This window comes from Nocardia panacis, from assembly GCF_003598715.1.
Taxonomy (GTDB): domain Bacteria; phylum Actinomycetota; class Actinomycetes; order Mycobacteriales; family Mycobacteriaceae; genus Nocardia; species Nocardia panacis.
In genome coordinates, this window is sequence record NZ_QZFU01000018.1 from 1 (window position 1) to 20,987 (window position 20,987).

General features: G+C 68.6%; 19 protein-coding genes and 1 rRNA gene. 19 read left to right on the forward strand and 1 reads right to left on the reverse strand.

The features are described from left to right. The first annotated feature begins 212 nt into the window (after positions 1 to 212). The 8 genes from rrf to recN all read left to right on the forward strand — a co-directional run bounded on the left by rrf (position 213) and on the right by recN (position 8,919). Positions 213 to 329, forward strand: a 5S ribosomal RNA gene (gene rrf / locus D5S18_RS14055). Positions 330 to 1,165: 836 nt separating this feature from the next. After that, entirely contained in the window at positions 1,166 to 2,308 is a 1,143-nt protein-coding gene (locus D5S18_RS14060) for a hypothetical protein (protein WP_147403953.1), read from the forward strand. Positions 2,309 to 2,355: 47 nt separating this feature from the next. Further along, positions 2,356 to 3,537: a tetratricopeptide repeat protein gene (locus D5S18_RS14065; protein WP_439651123.1), complete on the forward strand. Its 1,182-nt coding sequence runs from the start codon at positions 2,356 to 2,358 to the stop codon at positions 3,535 to 3,537. A gap of 565 nt (positions 3,538 to 4,102) precedes the next feature. After that, positions 4,103 to 4,996 carry an HAD-IIA family hydrolase gene (locus D5S18_RS14070; protein ID WP_120041055.1) on the forward strand — a complete coding sequence of 298 codons (894 nt, stop codon included), beginning with the start codon at positions 4,103 to 4,105 and terminating at the stop codon, positions 4,994 to 4,996. A gap of 13 nt (positions 4,997 to 5,009) precedes the next feature. Beyond that, positions 5,010 to 5,267 (forward strand): hypothetical protein, encoded by a 258-nt coding sequence (locus D5S18_RS14075; protein ID WP_345789763.1) that lies wholly within the window; start codon positions 5,010 to 5,012, stop codon positions 5,265 to 5,267. A 1-nt stretch (position 5,268) separates the two neighbouring features. Beyond that, entirely contained in the window at positions 5,269 to 6,084 is an 816-nt protein-coding gene (locus tag D5S18_RS14080; protein WP_120041059.1) for a TlyA family RNA methyltransferase, read from the forward strand. Continuing rightward, the gene (locus tag D5S18_RS14085; RefSeq protein WP_120041230.1) at positions 6,081 to 7,034 is read left to right on the forward strand and encodes an NAD kinase; all 954 of its coding nucleotides are present in this window, start codon (positions 6,081 to 6,083) and stop codon (positions 7,032 to 7,034) included. Before D5S18_RS14080 ends, D5S18_RS14085 begins: the two co-directional genes overlap by 4 nt. Continuing rightward, entirely contained in the window at positions 7,012 to 8,919 is a 1,908-nt protein-coding gene (gene recN, locus D5S18_RS14090) for a DNA repair protein RecN (RefSeq protein WP_120041061.1), read from the forward strand. The genes D5S18_RS14085 and recN overlap by 23 nt, the downstream gene beginning before the upstream one ends. A 44-nt stretch (positions 8,920 to 8,963) precedes the next feature. Here the strand turns inward: recN and D5S18_RS14095 are convergent, their stop codons facing one another. Further along, positions 8,964 to 9,386: an SRPBCC family protein gene (locus D5S18_RS14095; protein ID WP_120041064.1), complete on the reverse strand. Its 423-nt coding sequence runs from the start codon at positions 9,384 to 9,386 to the stop codon at positions 8,964 to 8,966. Positions 9,387 to 9,561: 175 nt separating this feature from the next. Between D5S18_RS14095 and D5S18_RS14100 the strand changes: the two genes are divergently transcribed. From D5S18_RS14100 to D5S18_RS35330, 11 genes are all read left to right on the forward strand, one after another. Beyond that, complete coding sequence (locus tag D5S18_RS14100; protein ID WP_120041066.1) at positions 9,562 to 10,563, forward strand: sugar-binding transcriptional regulator; 1,002 nt, start codon at positions 9,562 to 9,564, stop codon at positions 10,561 to 10,563. A gap of 80 nt (positions 10,564 to 10,643) precedes the next feature. After that, on the forward strand, positions 10,644 to 11,147 hold the full coding sequence (locus tag D5S18_RS14105; protein ID WP_120041068.1) for a hypothetical protein: 504 nt from the start codon (positions 10,644 to 10,646) through the stop codon (positions 11,145 to 11,147). 112 nt (positions 11,148 to 11,259) lie between these two features. Continuing rightward, positions 11,260 to 12,471, forward strand: coding sequence for a putative cytokinetic ring protein SteA (steA, locus tag D5S18_RS14110; RefSeq protein ID WP_120041070.1), 1,212 nt, complete (start codon positions 11,260 to 11,262; stop codon positions 12,469 to 12,471). A gap of 8 nt (positions 12,472 to 12,479) precedes the next feature. Beyond that, on the forward strand, positions 12,480 to 13,424 hold the full coding sequence (locus D5S18_RS14115; protein ID WP_120041072.1) for a copper transporter: 945 nt from the start codon (positions 12,480 to 12,482) through the stop codon (positions 13,422 to 13,424). Between the two features lie 86 nt (positions 13,425 to 13,510). Next, positions 13,511 to 15,235: a CTP synthase gene (gene pyrG, locus D5S18_RS14120; protein WP_120041074.1), complete on the forward strand. Its 1,725-nt coding sequence runs from the start codon at positions 13,511 to 13,513 to the stop codon at positions 15,233 to 15,235. Continuing rightward, the gene (locus D5S18_RS14125) at positions 15,235 to 15,882 is read left to right on the forward strand and encodes an NUDIX domain-containing protein (protein ID WP_120041076.1); all 648 of its coding nucleotides are present in this window, start codon (positions 15,235 to 15,237) and stop codon (positions 15,880 to 15,882) included. Before pyrG ends, D5S18_RS14125 begins: the two co-directional genes overlap by 1 nt. Positions 15,883 to 15,895: 13 nt before the next feature. Further along, positions 15,896 to 16,816: a site-specific tyrosine recombinase XerD gene (gene xerD / locus D5S18_RS14130; RefSeq protein WP_120041078.1), complete on the forward strand. Its 921-nt coding sequence runs from the start codon at positions 15,896 to 15,898 to the stop codon at positions 16,814 to 16,816. Between the two features lie 302 nt (positions 16,817 to 17,118). After that, positions 17,119 to 17,988 (forward strand): ParA family protein, encoded by an 870-nt coding sequence (locus D5S18_RS14135; protein WP_239003767.1) that lies wholly within the window; start codon positions 17,119 to 17,121, stop codon positions 17,986 to 17,988. Further along, complete coding sequence (locus tag D5S18_RS14140; protein ID WP_439651122.1) at positions 17,985 to 18,884, forward strand: segregation and condensation protein A; 900 nt, start codon at positions 17,985 to 17,987, stop codon at positions 18,882 to 18,884. Before D5S18_RS14135 ends, D5S18_RS14140 begins: the two co-directional genes overlap by 4 nt. Next, positions 18,881 to 19,579, forward strand: a complete 699-nt coding sequence (gene scpB / locus D5S18_RS14145; RefSeq protein ID WP_120041082.1) for an SMC-Scp complex subunit ScpB — start codon at positions 18,881 to 18,883, stop codon at positions 19,577 to 19,579. Before D5S18_RS14140 ends, scpB begins: the two co-directional genes overlap by 4 nt. 11 nt (positions 19,580 to 19,590) lie before the next feature. After that, positions 19,591 to 20,946, forward strand: coding sequence for a pseudouridine synthase (locus D5S18_RS35330; RefSeq protein ID WP_203236734.1), 1,356 nt, complete (start codon positions 19,591 to 19,593; stop codon positions 20,944 to 20,946). The last annotated feature ends 41 nt before the right edge of the window (positions 20,947 to 20,987 follow it).

A 20,987-nucleotide genomic window follows, 5' to 3' on the forward strand; every position in this document is an offset into this window, starting at 1 on the left:
TGGGGTTGATAGGCCGGAACTGGAAGCACGGTGACGTGTGGAGGTGACTGGTACTAATAGGCCGAGGGCTTACCAACAAAGGTGTTACGCGTCCACTGTGTGGTGTCTGAAACAACACACGACCCCCATCCCTCGAGGTGGATCCGGTCCCTTGTTCGTGAGGGGTTCGGGTCCGGTGCTCGGGTGTGGGGGTGGTGATAGTTTCATAGAGTTACGGCGGCGATAGCGGTGGGGAAACGCCCGGTCCCATTCCGAACCCGGAAGCTAAGCCTGCCAGCGCCGATGGTACTGCACTCGACAGGGTGTGGGAGAGTAGGACACCGCCGGAACATATTTCACGTTAGGGGACCCAGTTTCTGGGTCCCCTAACGTCGTTTCGGCACATTTTCGGTGCCTGCGTGCCGCCGCGTTCCGGCTCTGCCGACGACACGTGATTGAATTCAAGAGAGCCCGATGTCCTCGGACCTCAGAAAGGGATTCACCGTGTCGGATCAGAACGACGGCCGTAAGCCTTTCCGGCGGGGCGGCCCGTCCGAGGGCCGCTCGTTCCGGAACGGCTCCGGCGATCACCGCGGCGCCTCCCGGCGCGACGACAGCGCGGGCCGCGGGTTCAAGCGGTCCGGTGATACCGGTGGCAGCTACGGCTCCCGAGGTGAATCGAGCGAGCGGGGCGGATTCAAACGCGGTCAGGGCGGCGATCGTCGTGACAATTTCGGTGATCGCGGCCACGGCTCCCGAGGTGATTCCGGTGACCGCGGCTTCCGTCGCGGTGAGTCCCAATCCGGCGGATTCAACCGGCGTGGCGATTCCGAGCGCGGTGGTTTCCGTCGAGGTGACTCCGGATCCCGCGCCAATGACGACCGTCGGGGCGGTTCCGAGGACCGCGGCGGATTCCGCCGGGCCAACGAGTCGGCTCCGCACCGGGGTGAAGCCGGTGGTCGCGGCGGTTTCGATCGTCGCTCGGATTCGGGCGGCCGGGGCGGGTACGACCGCCGTGAGGGTTCGGGCGGTTCCGAGCGCCGTGGTGATTCCGGGTCGCGCGGCTTCGACCGCCGGGAGGATTCCGGCGAGCGCCGTGGTTTCGACCGGCGCTCCGATTCCGGTGGTCGCGGCGGATTCAATCGCCGCGAGGACTCGGGTGATCGACGTAATTCCGATCGCCGCAATGATTTTGGTGACCGTCGCGGTCCCGATCGCCGAGGTGATTCCGGCGAGCGCCGTGACTTCGGTCGCCGTGATGATTCCGGGGATCGGCGTGGTTTCGGTCGCCGTGATGATTCCGGCGAGCGTCGTGGATTTGATCGCCGGAGTGATTCCGGCGAGCGGCGCGGCTTCGACCGTCGCGATAGCTCCGGCGATTCGCGCGGTTTCGACCGGCGTGGCGATTCGGGCGATCGGCGCGGATCCGATCGGCGGCCCGATTCCGACCGACGTGGGTCCAACCGTCGGAACGATTTCGGCGACCGGCGTGGTTTCGATCGGCCTTCCGACTCCGGCGATCGGCGCGGATTCAATCGGCCCGCCGATTCCGGTGATAGGCGTGGTTTCGATCGCCGTGGTGATTCCGGTGGTCGTGGTGGATTCAATCGGCGTGATGAAGGCGGATCCGGTCGCCGCGACGAATCGGGTGAACGTCGTGGCTTCGGTCGCCGCGATGACTCCGGCGACCGGCGTGGCGATTCGGGTGCCCGCGGCGGGTTCCATCGGGAAGGTGCGGGGGAGCGCCGGGGATTCCGGCGCGGTGATCAGTCCGATGATCGGCGTGGTGATTCGGGTGCCCGTGGCGGTTTCGATCGCGGGGATTCCGGTGCGCGTCGCGGATTCCGGCGCGGTGACTCGGATGCTCGGCGTGCGGACTTCACATCGCGTGGGGATTCCGAGCGTGCGGGCGATTTCGATGCGGATCGCGATGATGTCTCGCGCACCGGTGCGGGCGATCTCGGCGAATCCGATCAGCGCGAGGTTTCGCGCTGGTCGGGCGGCCTCGGGGATTCGCGTGGATCAGGCGAGCATGCGGATTCCGGCGCGGAGCGTGATTCGGACAAGCAGGGCGATGTCGAACTGCCCGGTGCGTCCGGGACACCGGATGCGACCGATCGCGGATCCGTCGAGGCCCGCGAATTCGGTCGTCAGGATTCCGAAGGATCTCGCGATGGCGCGGCCGCGAACCGCGGTGTTGATGAGAACCGCAGTGGGGGCGATGAGCTCGATCGGCCTAAGGAGTCGGGCATGCGCGGTGAGTTCGACCGGGATGACGAGTCGGGTCGGCGTCGTGGCGAGGATTCGAACGATCTTCCCGAAACTGTGAGCAGTCGAAGCGATTTCGATGAAACCGCCAGCGCGGGTCCCGATGCGGTGAGCCGTTCGGATCGGTCCGAGAACGCGAGCGAGCGCGGAGCTACCGACAGTTCGGACGAGCATGGCGCCGCAGGCGCGGGCGAAAGCGCGAGCGAGCACAGCGGTTTCAATCGCAGTGGTGGCTTCGATCAGCGCGAGAGCTCGCAGGAGAGCTCCGAGAGTGCAGGCGAGCGCGGCGGTTTCAAGCGCGGTGGCGGTTCGGATCGGCGCGAAGGTTCGGGCCAGGACTTCGATCGGACCGAAAGCGCCGGTGGGCGTGGTGATTTCAAGCGTGATCAGTTCGAGCGGCGTGCCGGGGAGCGCGGCGGTTCCGAGCGGCGGGGGTCGGATGATCGTGGTTGGCAGCGTCGCGAGGATGGCGAGCGTGGCGGAGCCGCTCGCGGGGAGGCGCGCGGCGGGTTCGGTCGCGATGATGACCGGCGTCGCGGTGGCGAAGGGTCCAGGGGCGGCGGCAGGTCGCTGGATCGGCGTCCGCCTCGCCCCGAGGAGCCGGATCTGCCGGATGATGTGCAGGCCGGTGAACTCGAGATGGCGGTGCGGCGGGATCTGCTGAGCCTGGACAAGGGGAATGCGGAGACCGTGGCGCGGCATCTGGTGATGGCGGCCCGGTTGATCGATGACGATCCGGGCCTGGCGCTGGCGCATGCGCGGGCGGCGCGGCAGCGCGCCGGACGTATCGCGGTGGTGCGGGAAACGGCCGGTGTCACCGCGTATCACGCCGGTGAGTGGGCCGAGGCCCTGTCGGAGTTGCGGACCGCGCGCCGCATGTCGGGCGGTTCGGGTCTGCTCGCGGTGATGGCGGACTGCGAGCGCGGTCTGGGCAGGCCCGAGCGGGCGATCGAATTGGGTCGCAGTGACGAGGCGCGTGCCCTGCACGGCGACGAGGCCATCGAATTGCGCATCGTCGTCGCGGGCGCCCGCATGGATATGGGCCAGTTCGACCAGGCCGTGGTCACCTTGCAGACCCCGGACCTGGATCCGGCTCGCACCGGTTCCACCTACGCCCGTCTCTTCTACGCCTACGCCGACGCCCTGGTCGCCGCAGGTCGCACCGAGGAGGGCCTGACCTGGTTCCTCAACGCGGCCGCCGCCGACCTCGACGGCGACACCGACGCCGAGGACCGCGCCGCCGAACTGACCGGCGAGAACTACGGCGGCTACGACACCGACGAGCAGTAACCCAACGAACGCGACCGCCGCCGTTGTCGACAGCAACCCTGTCGACAACGGCGGCGGTCGTTCGTTGTGGGCGAGTCCAGGTGGAGTCGATCGGTGACCCGATATGGAACCGAAGACCGGGCCGCCAGAAATTTCCGGGCCGCGCCTCTTCGGCCAGAGTGTTGGCTACTGGTGCTGACGAGCCGGTTGTCCCGTGACCCGATGCCGAACCTTCCGGCCTGAGCTGCTTCGGCCCGGCATTGGCTGCGGGTGCCGACGGGGTCGGTTGCCGCCTGTCCAGCGGGATGGGCCGGGTGGATTTGTCCGGCGATCTGGAATGTCATCGGAGATCGCGACGCTGAACCTTCCGGGCCGAGCTGGTTCGGCTGGAGCATTGGCTGCGGCTGACGGGATCGGTTGCCGTCCGTCCGTGAGCTGGACGGAGGTGGATTCGTTCGACGGTCGATGAGGAGTTTGCTCGGCGGTGGGCAGTGCTTCCATGCGGATCGTGGTTCGGGTGGGCACGGGGCAAGGGTGGGGTGTGGCGTAGGGTTCGGGACGCGGCCGAGTGGTTAGGGAGAGTGGTGTGACGCGGTTAAGGGATGGGTTTGCGGCGCTGCTGCTCGATCTGGACGGGACGCTGTATCGGGGTGTGGAGGCTATCGCGGGGGCGGCGGAGGCGCTGGTGGATTCGGGTGGGGCGCAACGGCTTGTGTATGTGACGAATAATGCGAGTCGGGGGCCGGGGGTGGTCGCGGAGCATTTGACGGAACTGGGGTTCGTCGCGTCGCGCGAGGATGTGGTGACCAGTGCGCAGGCGGCGGCGCGGCTGCTGCGGGAGCGAGTGGCGCCGGGGGCGACGGTGCTGGTGGTGGGGACAGATGACTTGGCGGCCGAGGTGACAGCGGTGGGGCTGCGTCCGGTGCGGCGGTTCGACGGTGCGGTGCCCGATGCGGTGGTGCAGGGGCATGCCCCGACGACGTGCTGGGCGGATCTGGCGGAGGCGGCCTTCGCGTTGCGCGGCGATGCGGTGTGGGTTGCGGCGAATACGGATAGGACGTTGCCGCTCGAGCGTGGACTCGCCCCCGGCAACGGCGCGATGGTGGCGGCGCTGCGGGCCGCTTCGGACCGGGAGCCGATTGTCGCGGGCAAGCCGTACGCGCCGCTGATGGAGGATGCGCTGCTGCGGGCGGGAACACGGTCGGCGCTGGTGGTCGGCGATCGACTCGATACCGATATCGAGGGCGCGCATCGGGTGGGTCTGCCTTCGCTGCTGGTGTTGACCGGCGTGTCGACCCTCGACGAATTGAAAGACGCGCCTGCCGAACAGATTCCGACATATATCGCGAATGACCTGGATGCGCTGAATCATCCGCCGGTGGTCGTGGGTTCGACCGATGTCGGTGCGGTGGCGCACCTGCTGGCGCGGCATCCCGGTCGGGCCGTGACGGTGCGGGCGTCGGCTGTCGAAATCGGATAGCGTTGAGCCCACCATGAGTATTCCGATGCCCAACTCTCCTGGAACCCGCGTGAACGGTCCCCGCCCTGGCGTTCCGATGCCGGGTCAGCAGCTGTCGTCCCGGCCGGAGCCTGCCGATCCGGTGCGGATCCGCACCGAGATCGACGGTCTGCTCGCGGAATTGCGGGCGGGCGGCGCCGAGTCCGGCATCGATCTGGCGCGGCGCGCGCACATTCTGGAGCAGGCGCACGAGGTGCTGGTCCAGGCCCTGGCCACGGTGGACAAGATCTGAGGTGGCCAGACGCGCGCGGGTGGACGCCGAGTTGGTGCGCCGCGGGTTGGCGCGATCGCGGGAGCATGCGGTCGAGCTGATCGGCGCGGGCCGGGTCCTGATCAATGGCACGGTCGCGGTGAAGCCCGCGACCGCGGTGGAGGCGGGGACGCCGCTGCTGGTGCGGGAGGAGCCCGATGAGGTGCGGTGGGCCTCGCGTGGTGCGCACAAATTGCTGGGTGCGCTGGAGGCTTTCGCGGAGGTATCGGTGTCGGGGAAGCGCTGCCTCGATGCTGGCGCGTCGACCGGCGGGTTCACCGATGTGCTGCTCAGCCGGGACGCGCGCGAGGTGGTCGCCGTCGATGTCGGCTACGGCCAGTTGATCTGGCGGTTGCAGAACGATGAGCGGGTGCGGGTCTTCGATCGCACGAATGTGCGCAATCTGACGGCGGAGGCCATCGGCGGCCCGGTCGATCTGGTGGTGGGCGATCTGTCGTTCATCTCGCTGGCTCTGGTGTTGCCCGCGCTGGCGGCGTGCGCGGCGCCGGAGGCGGATCTGCTACCCATGGTCAAGCCGCAGTTCGAGGTGGGCAAGGAGCGGGTGGGTTCCGGTGGGGTGGTTCGGGATCCGGCGTTGCGGGCCGAGGCGGTGCGCGCGGTGGCGGCCGCGGCGGCCCCGCTGGGTCTGCGCACGTTCGGTGTGGCGGCGAGCCCGCTGCCGGGGCCGTCGGGCAATGTCGAATACTTCTTGTGGCTGCGGAATGTCGGGCGGTTCGAGTACGACGGCGAGCAGGTCGCGGCTCTCGTCGAGCGTGCGGTTGAGGAGGGTCCACAGTGAATGCGCAGGGTTGCGGGCGGGAGATACTGCTCGTCGCGCATCCGGGGCGGGCGGAGATCATCGAGACCGCCCATCGGGTGGCCAAGATCTTCGCCGATGCGGGCATCTGTCTGCGGGTGCTGGCCGATGAGGCCGACAGCACGCGGTTCGAGTCGGAGCCGGGCGGATTCCCGGTCCGGGTGGTCGAGCACGGTCCGGAGGCGGCGGTCGGCTGCGAGATGGTGCTGGTGCTCGGCGGTGACGGGACCTTCCTGCGGGCGGCGGAATTGGCGCGGCCCGCGGCGGTGCCGGTGCTCGGTATCAACCTGGGCCGGATCGGATTCCTGACCGAGGCCGAGGCCGAACATTTGGACGATGCGCTGGCGCAGGTGGTGCGCGGCGATTACCGCATCGAGCATCGGATGACGATCGATGTGTCGGTTCGGGTGGAGGACGTGGTGGTCGATGCGGGGTGGGCGCTCAATGAGGCGAGTATCGAGAATGCCTCGCGGATGGGCGTGTTGGAACTGGTGTTGGAGGTGGACGGGCGGCCGGTGTCGGCGTTCGGCTGCGACGGCATCCTGATCTCGACGCCCACCGGTTCCACCGCCTACGCGTTCTCGGCGGGCGGTCCGGTGGTGTGGCCGGAGTTGGAGGCGCTGCTGGTGATTCCGAGCAATGCGCACGCGCTGTTCGCGCGGCCGCTGGTGACGAGCCCGGAGTCGCGCATCGCCGTCGAATCGGTGGCCACGGGCCACGATGCGATAGTTTTCCTGGATGGCAGGCGCACCCTGGCGCTGCCGAAGGGCGGTCGGCTGGAGGCGGTCCGCGGTGGCGAGCCGGTGCGCTGGGTGCGGTTGGATTCCGCGCCGTTCGCCGATCGGATGGTGCGGAAATTCCAGTTGCCCGTAACCGGCTGGCGCGGTCGACGGCGAACGGAGAGCACGAGTGCTGACAGAGATCAGGATTGACGGACTCGGCGTCATCGCCGCGGCCACCGCGCAGTTCGACGCGGGTCTGACCGTGCTGACCGGTGAGACGGGTGCGGGCAAGACCATGGTGGTCACGAGCCTGCACCTGCTCAGCGGTGCGCGAGCCGATGCGGGTCGGGTGCGGTTGGGTGCGGCCCGTGCGGTGGTGGAGGGGCGGTTCACCGTCGAGGAGGTGAACGCGGCCGCCCGCGCCGAGGTGGGGCGGGTGCTGGAGTCCAGTGCCGCCGAAGCGGACGACGACGGCAGTGTCATCGCGATTCGGACGGTCGGCAGCGATGGGCGTTCGCGCGCGCACCTGGGTGGTCGCGGGGTGCCCGCGTCGGTGCTGGCGGATTTCACCGCGCCGCTGTTGACGGTGCACGGTCAGAATGATCAGTTGCGGTTGCAGCGGCCCGAACAGCAGTTGGCCGCGCTGGACCAGTTCGCCGCGGAGACGATCGGCCCGCTGCTGCGCAAGTATCGGGTGCATCGCGGGGCGTGGTTGGACGCGCGGCGCGAACTGCTCGAACGGACCGCGCGCAGTAGGGAATTGGCGTTGGAGGCGGATCGGCTCAAGCATTCGCTCGCCGAGATCGACGCGCTGGCACCGGAACCCGGCGAGGATGAGCGGCTGGTCGCCGAGGTGCGGCGATTGAGTGATCTGGATTCGCTGCGCGAGGCGGCGGTGGCGGCGCATACTGCGCTGGCCGGTCCCGCCGATGCGCCGGAATCCGGTTCGGGCGCATTGGATCTGCTGGGTGGCGCGCGCGCCCGATTGGATTCCGCCGACGATCCCGCGCTGGCGGCGCTGGCCCCCGGCCTGGGTGAGGCGATCACCCTGGTTGTCGATCTGACCGGTGAGCTGAGCGGCTATCTGGAGGATCTGCCTTCCGATCCCGGTGCGCTGGATACGCTTTTGACCCGTCAGGCCGAACTCAAGACGTTGACCCGCAAATACGCGCCCGATATCGACGGTGTGCTGGCGTGGGCCGAGGAGGCCAGGACAAGGTTGTCCTCTCTCGACGTCTCCGAGGACGCGCTGGCGAAACTGACCGCCGAGGTGGCGATCTCGGCCGGTCGGGTCCGGGAGGCGGCGGTCGCGTTGAGTGCGGCGCGGACGCGGGCGGCGGGCAAGTTGGCCGCGGCGGTGAGCGCCGAATTGTCCGGGCTGGCAATGGGAAAGGCGCGGCTCGAGGTCGCGGTGCGGCCGATGCCCGCCGGAGCACAGGATTCCGCGCCGCTGACGGTGGAGGGAGTGGACCTGCACGCCGGGTCCGCCGGGATCGATGAGGTCGAGTTCCGGCTGTCCGCGCATTCGGGCGCGCAGTCGCTGCCGTTGAGCAAAAGTGCCTCGGGCGGTGAGCTTTCCAGGGTGATGCTCGCCCTCGAGGTGGTGCTCGCGAGTTCGGATCACGGGGCGACCATGGTGTTCGACGAGGTCGACGCCGGTGTCGGTGGTCGGGCGGCGGTGGAGATCGGGCGGCGGCTGGCTCGTTTGGCGCGCACCCATCAGGTCATTGTCGTCACGCATTTGCCGCAGGTCGCCGCCTTCGCCGATACGCATCTGGTGGTGAACAAGTCCGACGACGGCAAGGGCAGGGTGGACAGCGGCGTGCGCACCCTCGGCAAGGAGGATCGGGTGATCGAGTTGGCGCGCATGCTCGCCGGACTCGACGACACCGAGACCGGGCGCGCGCATGCGGAAGAACTGCTGGCGACCGCTGCCGCCGAGAAGTCGGTGGGGGGCAAGGGCGCCGGGGAAAAGAGTGCCGCGAAGTCCGCGCGGCAGGCGAAATCCGCTGCGGGGGAGAAGGATGCGCGCGCGGTGAAACCTGCCGAGGAGAAGAAGGCGGCGCGCGCCGCGAAAGCCGCTGCCGCCCGCTGATTTCGGGTCCTGCGCCGAGTGGCTGCGCGGCACGGCGCCGCGGCCTAGGCGCGCACCGCTTTCTGCGCGCCCTTCACGAATTGGCTGATCATGGCGTGCAGGACGAGTTCGAGGATCCGGTCCGGAACGGGAAGTGCGGGCGTGGAGTCCATGGTGTAGCTGATGCGGGTGCCGTTGTCGGCGTCGGCGAAGGTGATGGTGCCGGTGTGGCGCTTGACCGGGGCGCCCTTGACGATCTTGTACTCCATGCGCTCGTTCGGCACCAGGGCGGTGATCTCCTCGGTGACGCCGACCGGACCGCGGCCCAGGAAGTGTTGCGCGCCTACGCCGCCCGGTGAGTCGGTGCCGTCTTTGGTGCGGGTGACCTGGATGGGCAGGTACGGGCTGATGCGTTCGCGCTCGCTGAAGAGCTGGTAGACAACGTCGCGCGGGGCGGGGATGACGGCGTCGACAGTGCTGGTGGCCATGGCTCTCCTAGTCGGGTTAGCTGTGACCGGCAGCATATAGGTATTCGACGCGATGAGAGCGCGGCGGTGCGGACTGTGCTCGGCGTCGCTCCGAATTGCTGTTGTGCGCATCACATTTCGACTGTTAGGGTGGGTGAGCACCGGCTCAGGTCCTGAGCGGTTGTTCGGCACAAGGATGAATGTGACGTTCGAATCACCGCCGCCCGGCGTGTCCGATGAGGTGCGGCTCGCACTGCGGGCCGCCGAGTTGTACCACCTGGAAGGGGCTACACAGGCGGAAATCGCGGCCAAGCTGGGTGTTTCGCGGCCCACGGCGGGGCGGCTCGTGTCCAGGGCGCGGGCTCAGGGCATGGTGCGGGTCGAGATCGGCATCACCGACGCGTGGCGTTTCGCCGTGCACACCGATCTGGAACATGATCTGGAGAATCGGTTCGGACTCACCGAGGCAGTGGTGCTCGGCGAATCCGGCAGCGACGAGTCGCCGGGTGATTCGACGCTCGGCCGGGCGGCCGCCGCGCTGCTGGTGCGTCGGTTGCAGCGCAGCGACACCCTCGGCTTCACCTGGGGTCCGGAGACGGTCGCGATCGCGAAGTCCATGCGCGCCAAGTCGACTCGCTGTTCGGTGGTGGTGCAGTTGGACGGCGCGATGACCTCCATCGACTACCAGACCGGCGTCGACTACACGCTGGGTCGCTGTGCCGCGCTGTTGCAGGCCAGGCCCATCCGTCTGCACGCACCCCTCTACGCCGATCCTGGCACGGTGACGGCGCTGGCCGCGGATTCGGTGATCGGACAGGCGCTTTCGATCGGCGCGGCGGCGGGGGTGATGGTGTACGGGGTCGGCACGGTCGGCACCGCGACGACCCTGTTCGCGGGCAACTACCTCGATACGGCGGTCCTGGAGGAGTTGCGTCGTCTCGGCGCGGTCGGCGAGATCGGTGGCCGGTTCTTCGATGCCGAGGGCCGCGAGGTCGGCGGCACCCTGCCCGCCCGCACCGTCGGTGTCTCGCTCGCCGCCATCCGTGCCTGCCGCACCTCCGTGCTCGTCTCCGGCGGTGCGGGCAAACATGAGGCCATCCTCGGCGCGCTGCGCGGCGGCCTGGGGAAGATCCTCATCACCGATGTGGAGTGCGCGCATTGGCTTCTTGGGCGTGATTCGCTGACTTCCCCGGTGTGACGTGTTCGGCTCTGTCGCTGATTTGGAGGGGATGTTCTAATTCGATCGAGAGCATCGTTCGAAATGGTGAGGAGCCGGGAATGCTGGTGCGACAGCCGCCGGTTTGGGCGCAGTGGGCCGCGTGGGGGACGGTGTTGGCGGTGATTCCGTCGGCGGTGTGGCGGGTATCGGTCGGGTTGGGCGTGGATTTGGGTTGGAGCGATGAGCATCTGCGGTTGGAGCAGATCCCCGGCAGGGGCACCACGTATGTGATTCAGCTCTCGGTGCTTTCCATCGGCTGCGCGGCAATGACTTTCGCGTTGGTGCGGCCGTGGGGCGAGCGGTTTCCGAGATGGATTCCGTGGCTGGGCGGCAGGCGGGTGTGGCCCGCTGTCCCGGCGACGGTGAGTCTGGCCGGTGGCCTCGCGGTGGCGGCGATCGTGGTGGTGAGTGCGCTGCGCTGGGACGGGGTCAGCGGGTTCGCGGACAATCCGCATTCCCCGTGGGCGAAGCTGATGATCGCCTGCTACGCACCCGCGGCGCTGTGGCCGATCCTGCTGTTCGCGGTCACCGGCGACTACATCAGGCGCCACCTCAGGGCCTAGTTTCCGACTGGGCGGGGGCCGTGAAAAACGGCAATTATCACAGTGACGAATGAAACCGCCGGTACGGCGCGCCTCCACCATAGGTTGAGGGTTTGCGGCCATCATCGGGGCCATGAAGATGCTGGGTTTGTTGTCGAGAAACACCGAGGCGCTGCCAGGGGTGGCCGGGCCTGCCAGGGTTGATCGCAACACCCGGCGTCTGCTCAGGCGGGTCGGACCCGGCGATATCGTCGTGCTCGACGAGATGGATCTGGATCGGGTCACCGCCGACCGTCTGGTCGAGGCCGGGGTGGCCGCGGTGGTCAATACCTCGCCGTCGATTTCGGGCCGCTACCCCAATCTGGGGCCGGAAGTCTTGGCGGCCAATGGGATCGTGCTGCTGGACACGGTCAGCTCGGATGCCTTCAGCAAGATCAAGGACGGGGCGAAGGTCCGCTTGGACGAGGGTGTCGTCTATGCCGACAAGCTGACCAAGAAGGAGCCGGAGGTCCTGGTCGAGGGCATCGTGCTCACCGATTCGGCCATCGCCGAGCGGATGATCGAGGCCCGCAATGGGCTGGCCGATCATCTGGAGGCGTTCGCGGGCAACACCATCGAGTTCATCAGGACCGAGAGCGCGCTGCTCATCGACGGGATCGGCGTGCCGGAACTGGATCTCGAGATGAAGCACCGGCAGGTGGTCGTGGTGGCCGACGGGCCGGATCACGCCGACGATCTCAAGCGGCTCAAGCCATTCATCAAGGAGTACGCCCCGATCATGGTGGGTGTCGGTCGCGGCGCGGACACCCTGATGAAGCAGGGCTACAAACCCGATCTGATAGTGGGCGACCCGGACGAGATCACCACGGCCACTTTGAAATCGGGTGCCGAGATGATCCTGCCCGCCGACACCGACGGCCACGCCAGGGGTCTGGAGCGCATCCAGGATCTCGGTATCGGCGCGACCACCTTCCCGTCCTCGGGCGCGGCCGCCGATCTGGCGTTGCTGCTGGCCCACCATCACGGTGCGGCGCTGATCGTCACCGTCGGCGCGGCCGCCTCGCTGGACGACTTCTTCGATCGCGGTCGCCGCGACAGCAATCCGGCCACCTTCCTGACCCGCCTCAAACTGGGCACCAAGCTGATGGACGCCAAAGCCGTCGCCACGCTGTATCGCAATCGGATGTCGGGCGCGGCCGTCGCGCTGGTGGTGCTGGCGGCGCTGGTCGCGGTGATCGTGGTGCTGCTCGCCTCCAAATCCGGCACCGATGTGCTGGACTGGGCCACCGGCATGTGGCATCGGGCCGAACATCTGGTGCAGCGGCTAGTCGAGCGAAAGCTATAGGGGCGCGGATGATTTCGCTACGTCAGCACGCCATCTCCATTGCCGCGATCTTCCTCGCCCTGGCCATCGGAGTGGTGCTGGGCTCTCAGACGCTGGCCGCCGATCTGCTCTCCGGGTTGCGGGCGGACAAATCCGATCTGCGGCAGCAAATCGATACCGCCACCGACCAGAATCGTCGGCTCGCCGATCAGCTCAACGCGGCCGACCGGTTCATCGCCTCCTCGTCGGGCCGCATCCTCGGCGGCACCCTGGCCGACCGCAGCGTGGTGGTGTTCACCGGGCCCGACGCCGATCCCGCCGACGTGGAGAGCGTGACCAAAGCGCTCGAGACGGCCAATGCCGCCATCACCGGGAAGATCGCGCTCACCGATGCCATTCTGGACGCCACCGAGGGCGATCGACTGCGCACCAGCCTGACCAATGTCATACCGTCCGGTGCGCAGTTGCGCACCGGCGCCGTCGACCAGGGCAGCCTCGCGGGCGACCTGCTCGGTGTGGCCCTGCTGCTGGATCCGGGCACCGCGCAACCGCGCAGCACCCCGCAGGAGCTGGGCCTGGTCCTGGAGACGCTGCGCGGCGGCGGTTTCCTCGCCTACGGCGACACCCCGGTGCGTCCGGCGCAGTTGGCGGTGGTGATCACCGGCAACGGCGCGAGATCCGGCGAGGGCAATCAGGGCGCGAATCTGGCCAGGTTCGCCGGTGCGCTGCGCGGCCGCGGCGCGGGTGTGGTGCTGGCCGGACGGGCGGGAGCGGCGGATATGCCGGGTCCGCTGGCGGTGGTGCGCTCGGAGGCCCCGCTGGCGGGCGCGGTGACCACCGTGGACAACCTCGATCGCGAGATCGGCCGGGTCACCGCGGTGCTCGGGTTGACCGAACAACTCGGCGGCGGCGCGGGGCGGTACGGCACGGCCGCGAAGGCGACCTCGCTCACACTCGCCGCCGCGCCCCGCTGATCGGCAAACCTCCGATGCCAGTCATCGGGCGGCAAACGCGCGTGGCGTTCGATCGCCACCCACCGCACGTGTTACCGTGAAGACCCGTGGGTCAAACACGGATTCAGGCGCGAACGGCCACGAAGCACATCTTCGTCAGCGGTGGTGTCGCCTCCTCACTCGGTAAGGGTCTTACCGCCTCCAGCCTCGGCCAACTGCTGACGGCGCGCGGGCTTCGGGTCACCATGCAGAAGCTCGACCCGTACTTGAATGTCGATCCCGGCACCATGAACCCCTTCCAGCACGGTGAGGTGTTCGTGACCGAGGACGGCGCGGAGACCGATCTCGACGTCGGTCACTACGAGCGGTTCCTCGATCGCGATCTGTCGCGGGACGCGAATGTGACCACGGGGCAGATCTATTCGTCGGTCATCGCCAAGGAGCGGCGCGGAGAGTACCTCGGTGACACGGTGCAGGTGATCCCGCACATCACCGATGAGATCAAGAGCCGCATCACCGCCATGGCGGGTCCGGATCTGCAGGGCCAGACTCCGGATGTGGTGATCACCGAGATCGGCGGCACGGTCGGCGATATCGAGTCGCAGCCCTTCCTCGAGGCGGCCCGGCAGATCAGACACGATGTGGGGCGGGACAATGTGTTCTTCCTGCATGTCTCGCTGGTGCCGTATCTGGCGCCGTCGGGCGAGCTCAAGACCAAGCCGACCCAGCATTCGGTGGCGGCGCTGCGCAATATCGGCATCCAGCCCGACGCGCTGATCCTGCGCTGCGATCGGGAGGTGCCGCAGGCCCTCAAGAGCAAGATCGCGCTCATGTGCGATGTGGATGTGGATGCCTGCATCTCCACCCCGGACGCGCCGTCGATCTACGACATTCCGCGCGTACTGCACCGGGAGGGGCTCGACGCGTATGTGGTGCGGCGGCTGGGTCTGCCGTTCCGCGATGTGGACTGGACGGTTTGGGGCGATCTGCTGGATCGGGTGCACTCGCCGCGCGAGACCGTGGAGGTGGCGCTGGTCGGCAAGTACGTCGATCTGCCCGACGCCTACCTGTCGGTCACCGAGGCGCTGCGTGCGGGCGGATTCGCCTCGCGGGCCAAAGTCAATATCCGCTGGGTGCCCTCCGACGAATGCGAGACCCCGGCGGGCGCGCAGGCCGCGCTGCGCGAGGTGGACGCGGTGCTCATTCCCGGCGGCTTCGGTATCCGCGGGATCGAGGGCAAGATCGGCGCGGTGACCTACGCGCGCACCAGGGGTATCCCGCTGCTCGGTCTGTGTCTGGGCCTGCAGTGCGTGGTCATCGAGGCGGCGCGCTCGGCGGGGCTGACCGAGGCCAGTTCGGCCGAATTCGATCCGGACACGCCGCATCCGGTCATCTCCACCATGGCCGATCAGCGCGATGTGGTGGCGGGCGCGGCCGATCTGGGCGGCACCATGCGCCTGGGCGCGTATCCGGCGGTGCTGGAGCGGGATTCGGTGGTGGCGTCGGCCTACGGGACCGAGCAGGTCTCCGAGCGGCACCGGCACCGCTACGAGGTCAACAACGCCTACCGCGACAAGATCGCGCAGAGCGGGTTGAAGTTCAGCGGCACCTCGCCGGATGGACATCTGGTGGAGTTCGTGGAACTTCCCGCCGCCGTGCACCCGTTCTTCGTGGCCACCCAGGCGCACCCCGAACTCAAGAGCCGCCCGACCCGGCCGCATCCGCTGTTCGCCGCCCTCATCGCGGCGGCGTTGAAATACAAGCTGGCCGAGCGCCTTCCGGTGGACATGCCGGGTGAGGAAGAGTTCGCCGGCGCGGATCAGGGAGCGTAGTGACCGAGCCCGGCAGCCACGACTTCGAGACCGTCGCCAGCGAGACCGTCTACAGCGGCGCGATTCTCGCGCTGCGCCTGGACCGGGTGGCCATGCCCGGCGCGAAGGTGGTCGAGCGGGAGGTCATCGAACATCACGCGGCGGTCGCCGTCGCGGCCGTCGACGGCGCGGACAATCTGGTGCTGATCCGCCAGTACCGGCATCCGGTGGGCGCGCGTCTGCTGGAACTGCCCGCGGGATTGCTCGACGTGCCCGGCGAGGACGCGCTCGACGCGGCCGCGCGGGAATTGGCCGAGGAGACCGGTCTGGCCGCGCGGGAGTGGTCGGTGCTGGTGGATGTGGCGCTCTCACCGGGTTTCACCGATGAGGCGCTGCGCATCTACCTGGCCCGCGACCTGTTCGAGACGCATCGGCCCGAACCGGAATTCGAGGAGGCCGATCTGGAACTGGTGCGGATGCCGGTCGGTGCGGCGGTGCGGGCGGCGCTGGCGGGGGAGATCGCCAATGCCACGGCGGTGGCGGGGGTGCTCGCGCTGGCGGCGGCCCGCGCCGGGGACATCCCGCTGCGTCCCGCCGACGCGCCGTGGCCCGGTCAGCCGAGCACCTTCCTGCGACGCAAGGCGGCCGAACACGACGCGCGGGGCTGACGGGGACCGGCCCGTGCGCGAGATAGGCGCCTACCTCGACCATCTCGCGGTCGAACGCGGCGCGGCGCGCAACACCGTCGGCGCGTATCGGCGCGACCTGGACCGCTACCGGGATTTCCTGGTCGGGCGCGGGATCTCGACGCTGGAGACGGTGACCGAGACCGATGTGGCCGAATTCGCCATGGCGCTGCGGGCGGGTGGACCGCGGCATCCGGCGCTGGCGGCGAGTTCGGTGGCGCGGGCGCTGATCGCGGTGCGCGGGTTGCATCGCTTCGCCGCGGCCGAGGGTCTGACCGTCACCGATGTGGCGCACGGGGTCAAACCGCCCGCGCCCGGTCGTCGACTGCCCAAGGCGCTGCCCTACGACCAGGTGCTGCGGGTGCTCGAGGCCGCGGGCGGCGATCGCGGCAGCGATGGTGGTCCGCGCGGCCTGCGCGACCGGGCGCTGCTGGAACTGCTGTACTCCACCGGCGCGCGGATCTCGGAGATGGTCGGACTCGACGTCGACGATCTCGACACCGCCGAGCGGTCGGTGCTGTTGCGCGGCAAGGGCGGCAAACAGCGCATGGTGCCGATCGGGCGTCCCGCGCTCGCCGCTGTCGACGCCTATCTGGTGCGCGGACGTCCGGAGTTGGCGGCGCGGGGGCGCGGTGGCGGTGCGCTGTTTCTCAACGCGCGCGGCGGGCGGCTCTCGCGTCAAAGCGCGTGGCAGGTGTTGCAGACCGCCGCCGAGCGGGCCGGGATCGATGCCGCCGTCTCCCCGCACACGCTGCGGCACTCCTTCGCCACCCATCTGCTCGACGGCGGCGCGGACGTGCGGGTGGTGCAGGAGCTGCTGGGCCACGCTTCGGTGACGACCACCCAGATCTACACCCTCGTCACCGTGAACACCCTGCGCGAGGTGTGGGCCACCGCACACCCTCGCGCGCATTGATTCGAAACGGGTCCCGCGATGGCGCATTCGAGACTTCTCGGCGAATCACCGGAAAACTCGGTGTCGCGTGTCCGAGCGTGGATCTCGGCCTCGCGGGCGGTAGCGTCTACCGAGAGCTGGACCATACGAGCGCGAGGTCGGGCCTGATCGGTTTCGCTAGGCTCGGCGGGGCAACAGGCACAACGTCGTCTAAGGAGCAGCGGATCGTGACTACAGCCGGAGCGGCGGAGCCGCCGATGGGTGCTGGTGCGCAGCCGCTTACGGGTCCCCAGAATCCGTACTCGGAGGCCGCGGCGGAGACGATGTGGTCGGGGGCGGATCTGCCCGCCGACGCCACGCTCGGCCCCACGGGCCGCCCGCTGCGCCTGGTGCCCGATCCGCGCCCGCTCGGCGAGCACGGCGAGGCGCAGATCATCGCCATGTGCAATCAGAAGGGCGGGGTCGGCAAGACCACCTCGACCATCAATCTCGGTGCGGCACTGGCCGAATACGGTCGGCGGGTGTTGCTGGTCGATCTGGATCCGCAGGGCGCGCTCTCGGCCGGGTTGGGGGTGGCGCACCACGACTTGGAATTCACCGTGCACAACCTGCTCATCGGGTCCAAGATCGGCATCGATGACGTCCTCATGCACACCAGGGTCGACGGGATGGACCTGCTACCCAGCAATATCGACCTCTCGGCGGCCGAGATCCAGCTGGTCAACGAGGTCGGTCGGGAGCAGTCGCTGGGGCGGGCGTTGCGCTCGATCCGCAACAACTACGACTACGTGCTCATCGACTGCCAGCCTTCGCTGGGTCTGCTGACGGTCAACGCGCTGGCCTGCTCGGACGGGGTCATCATTCCCATGGAATGCGAGTACTTCTCGCTGCGCGGACTGGCCCTGCTCAACGACACCGTGGAGAAGGTGCGCGACCGGTTGAACCCGCGCCTGAGCCTCTACGGCATCGTGGTCACCATGTTCGACGCGCGACTGTTGCACTCGAGGCAGGTCATGGCGCGGGTGGTCGAGGTCTTCGGCGACCTGGTCTACGATTCGGCCATTTCCAGGACCGTGCGCTTTCCCGACGCCAGCGTCGCGGGGGAGCCGATCACCACGTGGGCCCCCAAATCCGGTGGGGCCGAGCAATATCGGGCGATGGCGCGCGAAGTCATCTTCCGTACGGGCCGGTGATCGGCCCGCCCGCGACCGCGCCGGAGAGCACAACCGAATCGGATGTTGCCGGACCTGCTGCGGGGCAGGAGGATTCGGCCGCGTCGAGCGGATTCCAGTTGCGCCTGAGCAACTTCCAGGGGCCGTTCGATCTGCTGTTGCAGTTGATCAGCTCGCGCAAACTCGATGTCACCGAGATCGCCCTGCATCAGGTGACCGACGAATTCATCGCCTACACCAAGGCTTTGACCGCGAGCCTGGCCACCGAGCAGAAACTGCGCGCGGACAAGATCCTGGACCAGACCACCGAATTCCTGGTCGTCGCGGCGACACTGCTCGATCTGAAAGCGGCCCGACTGCTGCCCTCGGGCGAGGTGACCGACGTCGAGGACCTGGAATTGCTCGAGGCGCGCGACCTGCTCTTCGCCCGACTGCTGCAATATCGGGCCTTCAAACAGGTGGCCGAACTGCTCGGTGAGCTCGAGGCCGCCGCCCTGCGCCGCTACCCGCGCGCGGTCGGACTCGAGGAGCGCTACCTCGACCTGCTGCCCGAGGTCACCCTGGGGGTGGACGCCGCGGCTTTCGCCGATATCGCCGCCGCCGCGTTCCGGCCGCGCCCGGTGCGCAAGGTCGGTCTCGACCACCTGCACAATCACGAGATCTCCATCGCCGAACAGGCCGCGCTGGTGCTGGAGCGACTCAAACAGCGCGGGGAGGGCGGCTGGACCACCTTCGCCGAACTCGTCGTCGACTGCGCGACCCCGATCGAGATCGTGGCCCGCTTCCTGGCGCTGCTCGAGCTGTATCGGGGCAAGACCATCGAATTCGATCAGCCCGATCCGCTCGGGCCGCTCGCCGTCAGTTGGCTCGGCGACGCGGCGGCCCAACCGGTGACCATCGAGGAGGACTACGGATGACCGAGGTGACGGCCAACGGGAGCACCCCGGTGGATCTCGACCCGCCCGAGCCGGCCGAACACACCTCCGAACCGCTCGGTGACGAAGAATTCCGGGCCGCGCTCGAGGCCGTGCTGCTTGTGGTGGACGCCCCGGCCTCCGTCGAACAGCTCGCCGCGGCGGTGGCGGACAGCACTGTCAGGGTGCAGCGCGCGCTGCGCGCGATGTCGGCCGAACTGACCGCCAAAGGCAGCGGTATCGACCTGCGTTTCGTCGGGGACGGGTGGCGCTTCTATACTCGCACCGAGTACGCGCCGTATGTGGAACGCATGTTGCTCGACGGCACCCGCTCGAAACTGACCAGGGCGGCACTGGAGACACTGGCGGTGGTCGCCTACCGCCAACCGGTGACCAGAACCAGGGTCAGCGCGGTGCGCGGCGTCAATGTCGACGGCGTGATGCGCACACTGCTCGCCAGGGGCCTGATCGCCGAGGCGGGCACCGACCCCGACAGCAATGGGACGCTCTATAGCACCACCGAACTGTTCCTGGAACGGATCGGCCTGGCTTCGCTGAGCGACCTGCCTGCCCTGGCACCCTTGTTGCCGGGAGTCGACCTGATCGATGAGATCAATGAGAGCCTGGAGACGGATCCCCGATACACCAGGCTGCGGAAACCCGCCGAGACCGATCTCGATCTCGGCACCGAGGATTAGACGAAGGACAGATGAATACGCCCGCTCGCCGAGATGGCACACCGGATCGTAGAAAACAGCCCACACGGGGCGGCGCCAGTCGCACCGCGGGCACCAGTCGCGGCGCACGCGCCGCGCAACGGGGGAATACCGATTGGGAGCGCGGCGCTCGGCGCGGCGAGGGCGCGCCACAGCGCGATTCGACCCGCCGGGGGAGCGGGTCCTGGTCGGACGCACCTGCCGGGAGCGGTTCGCGCTGGTCCGACGGGCCGCGCGGCAGGGGGGACGCGCCCCGTCGCGACGAGGCGTCGCGCTGGTCGGACGCGCCGCGCGGACGGGATTCGCGGCGCGGGGACGCACCGCGTCGCGACGACGAGTCCCGCTGGGCGGGCACCCCGCGCGGGAAGGATTCGCGCCGGGGCGATGGGCCGCGTCGGGAGGAAGGTCCCCGCCGGTCGGATGCGCCGCGCGGGAAGGATCCGCGCCGCGGCGAGTCCGTGCGTCGCGCAGGCGATCCCACTCCCGCCCGCAAGGCGAACTCACCCAAGCCGCAGCGCCGGACCGCGCAGCCGGTGGTCCTCAGCAATGCCAAACTGACCAAGCATCAGCATGTCGATACCCCCGAGGGCGGGCACACCAAGCTGCCATGGGGTGAGGGCGAGCGATTGCAGAAGGTGCTGGCCAAGGCCGGTGTCGCCTCGCGGCGCGCCGCCGAGGAGATGATCGCGCAGGGCCGGGTCGAGGTCGACGGCGCGATCGTCACCGAACAGGGCCTGCGCATCGATCCCGATCACGCCGTGGTCCGCGTCGACGGCGCACGCGTGGTCATCCGCGAGGAACTGGTGCACCTGGCGCTGAACAAGCCCAAGGGCTGGCAGTCGACCATGTCCGACGATCTGGGACGGCCCTGTGTCGGCGATATCGTCGCCGAGCGGGTCATGGCCGGGCAGCGGCTGTTCCACGTCGGCCGCCTCGACGCCGACACCGAGGGTCTGCTGCTGCTCACCAATGACGGTGACCTGGCCCATCGACTCATGCACCCGTCCTACGAGGTGTCCAAGACCTACCTGGCCACGGTCAACGGCGAGGTCAATGCCAAGAGCGTGGGCAGGCGGCTGCGCGACGGGGTGGAGTTGGAGGACGGTCCCGCGCGCGTGGACAAGTTCCAGGTGCTCGAACTCGGTGAGGGTCGCTCGCTGGTGAAACTGGTCCTGCACGAGGGCCGCAAGCACATCGTGCGCCGCCTGCTGGACGCGGTCGGTCATCCGGTCGTGCGGCTGGTGCGCACCAATATCGGTCCGGTCGTGCTCGGCGATCAGCGGCCCGGCACGCTGCGGGTGCTCGGCCGCGACGAAGTCGGCAAACTGTATGAGGCGGTGTCGCTGTGAGCGGTGTGGAAAGTCCGGTACGGCCATTCGGCGGGCAGGAG

Bases quoted from the DNA above. Each gene is read 5' to 3' on its own strand.
- D5S18_RS14100 (WP_120041066.1), top strand. From the start codon at position 9,562: ATGAATGTGACGTTCGAATCACCGCCGCCCGGCGTGTCCGATGAGGTG.
- D5S18_RS14115 (WP_120041072.1), top strand. From the start codon at position 12,480: ATGATTTCGCTACGTCAGCACGCCATCTCCATTGCCGCGATCTTCCTC.
- scpB (WP_120041082.1), top strand. From the start codon at position 18,881: ATGACCGAGGTGACGGCCAACGGGAGCACCCCGGTGGATCTCGACCCG.
- steA (WP_120041070.1), top strand. From the start codon at position 11,260: ATGAAGATGCTGGGTTTGTTGTCGAGAAACACCGAGGCGCTGCCAGGG.
- D5S18_RS14075 (WP_345789763.1), top strand. From the start codon at position 5,010: ATGAGTATTCCGATGCCCAACTCTCCTGGAACCCGCGTGAACGGTCCC.
- D5S18_RS14105 (WP_120041068.1), top strand. From the start codon at position 10,644: ATGCTGGTGCGACAGCCGCCGGTTTGGGCGCAGTGGGCCGCGTGGGGG.
- D5S18_RS14095 (WP_120041064.1), bottom strand. From the start codon at position 9,386: ATGGCCACCAGCACTGTCGACGCCGTCATCCCCGCCCCGCGCGACGTT.
- D5S18_RS14060 (WP_147403953.1), top strand. From the start codon at position 1,166: ATGATTTTGGTGACCGTCGCGGTCCCGATCGCCGAGGTGATTCCGGCG.
- D5S18_RS35330 (WP_203236734.1), top strand. From the start codon at position 19,591: ATGAATACGCCCGCTCGCCGAGATGGCACACCGGATCGTAGAAAACAG.
- D5S18_RS14135 (WP_239003767.1), top strand. From the start codon at position 17,119: ATGTGGTCGGGGGCGGATCTGCCCGCCGACGCCACGCTCGGCCCCACG.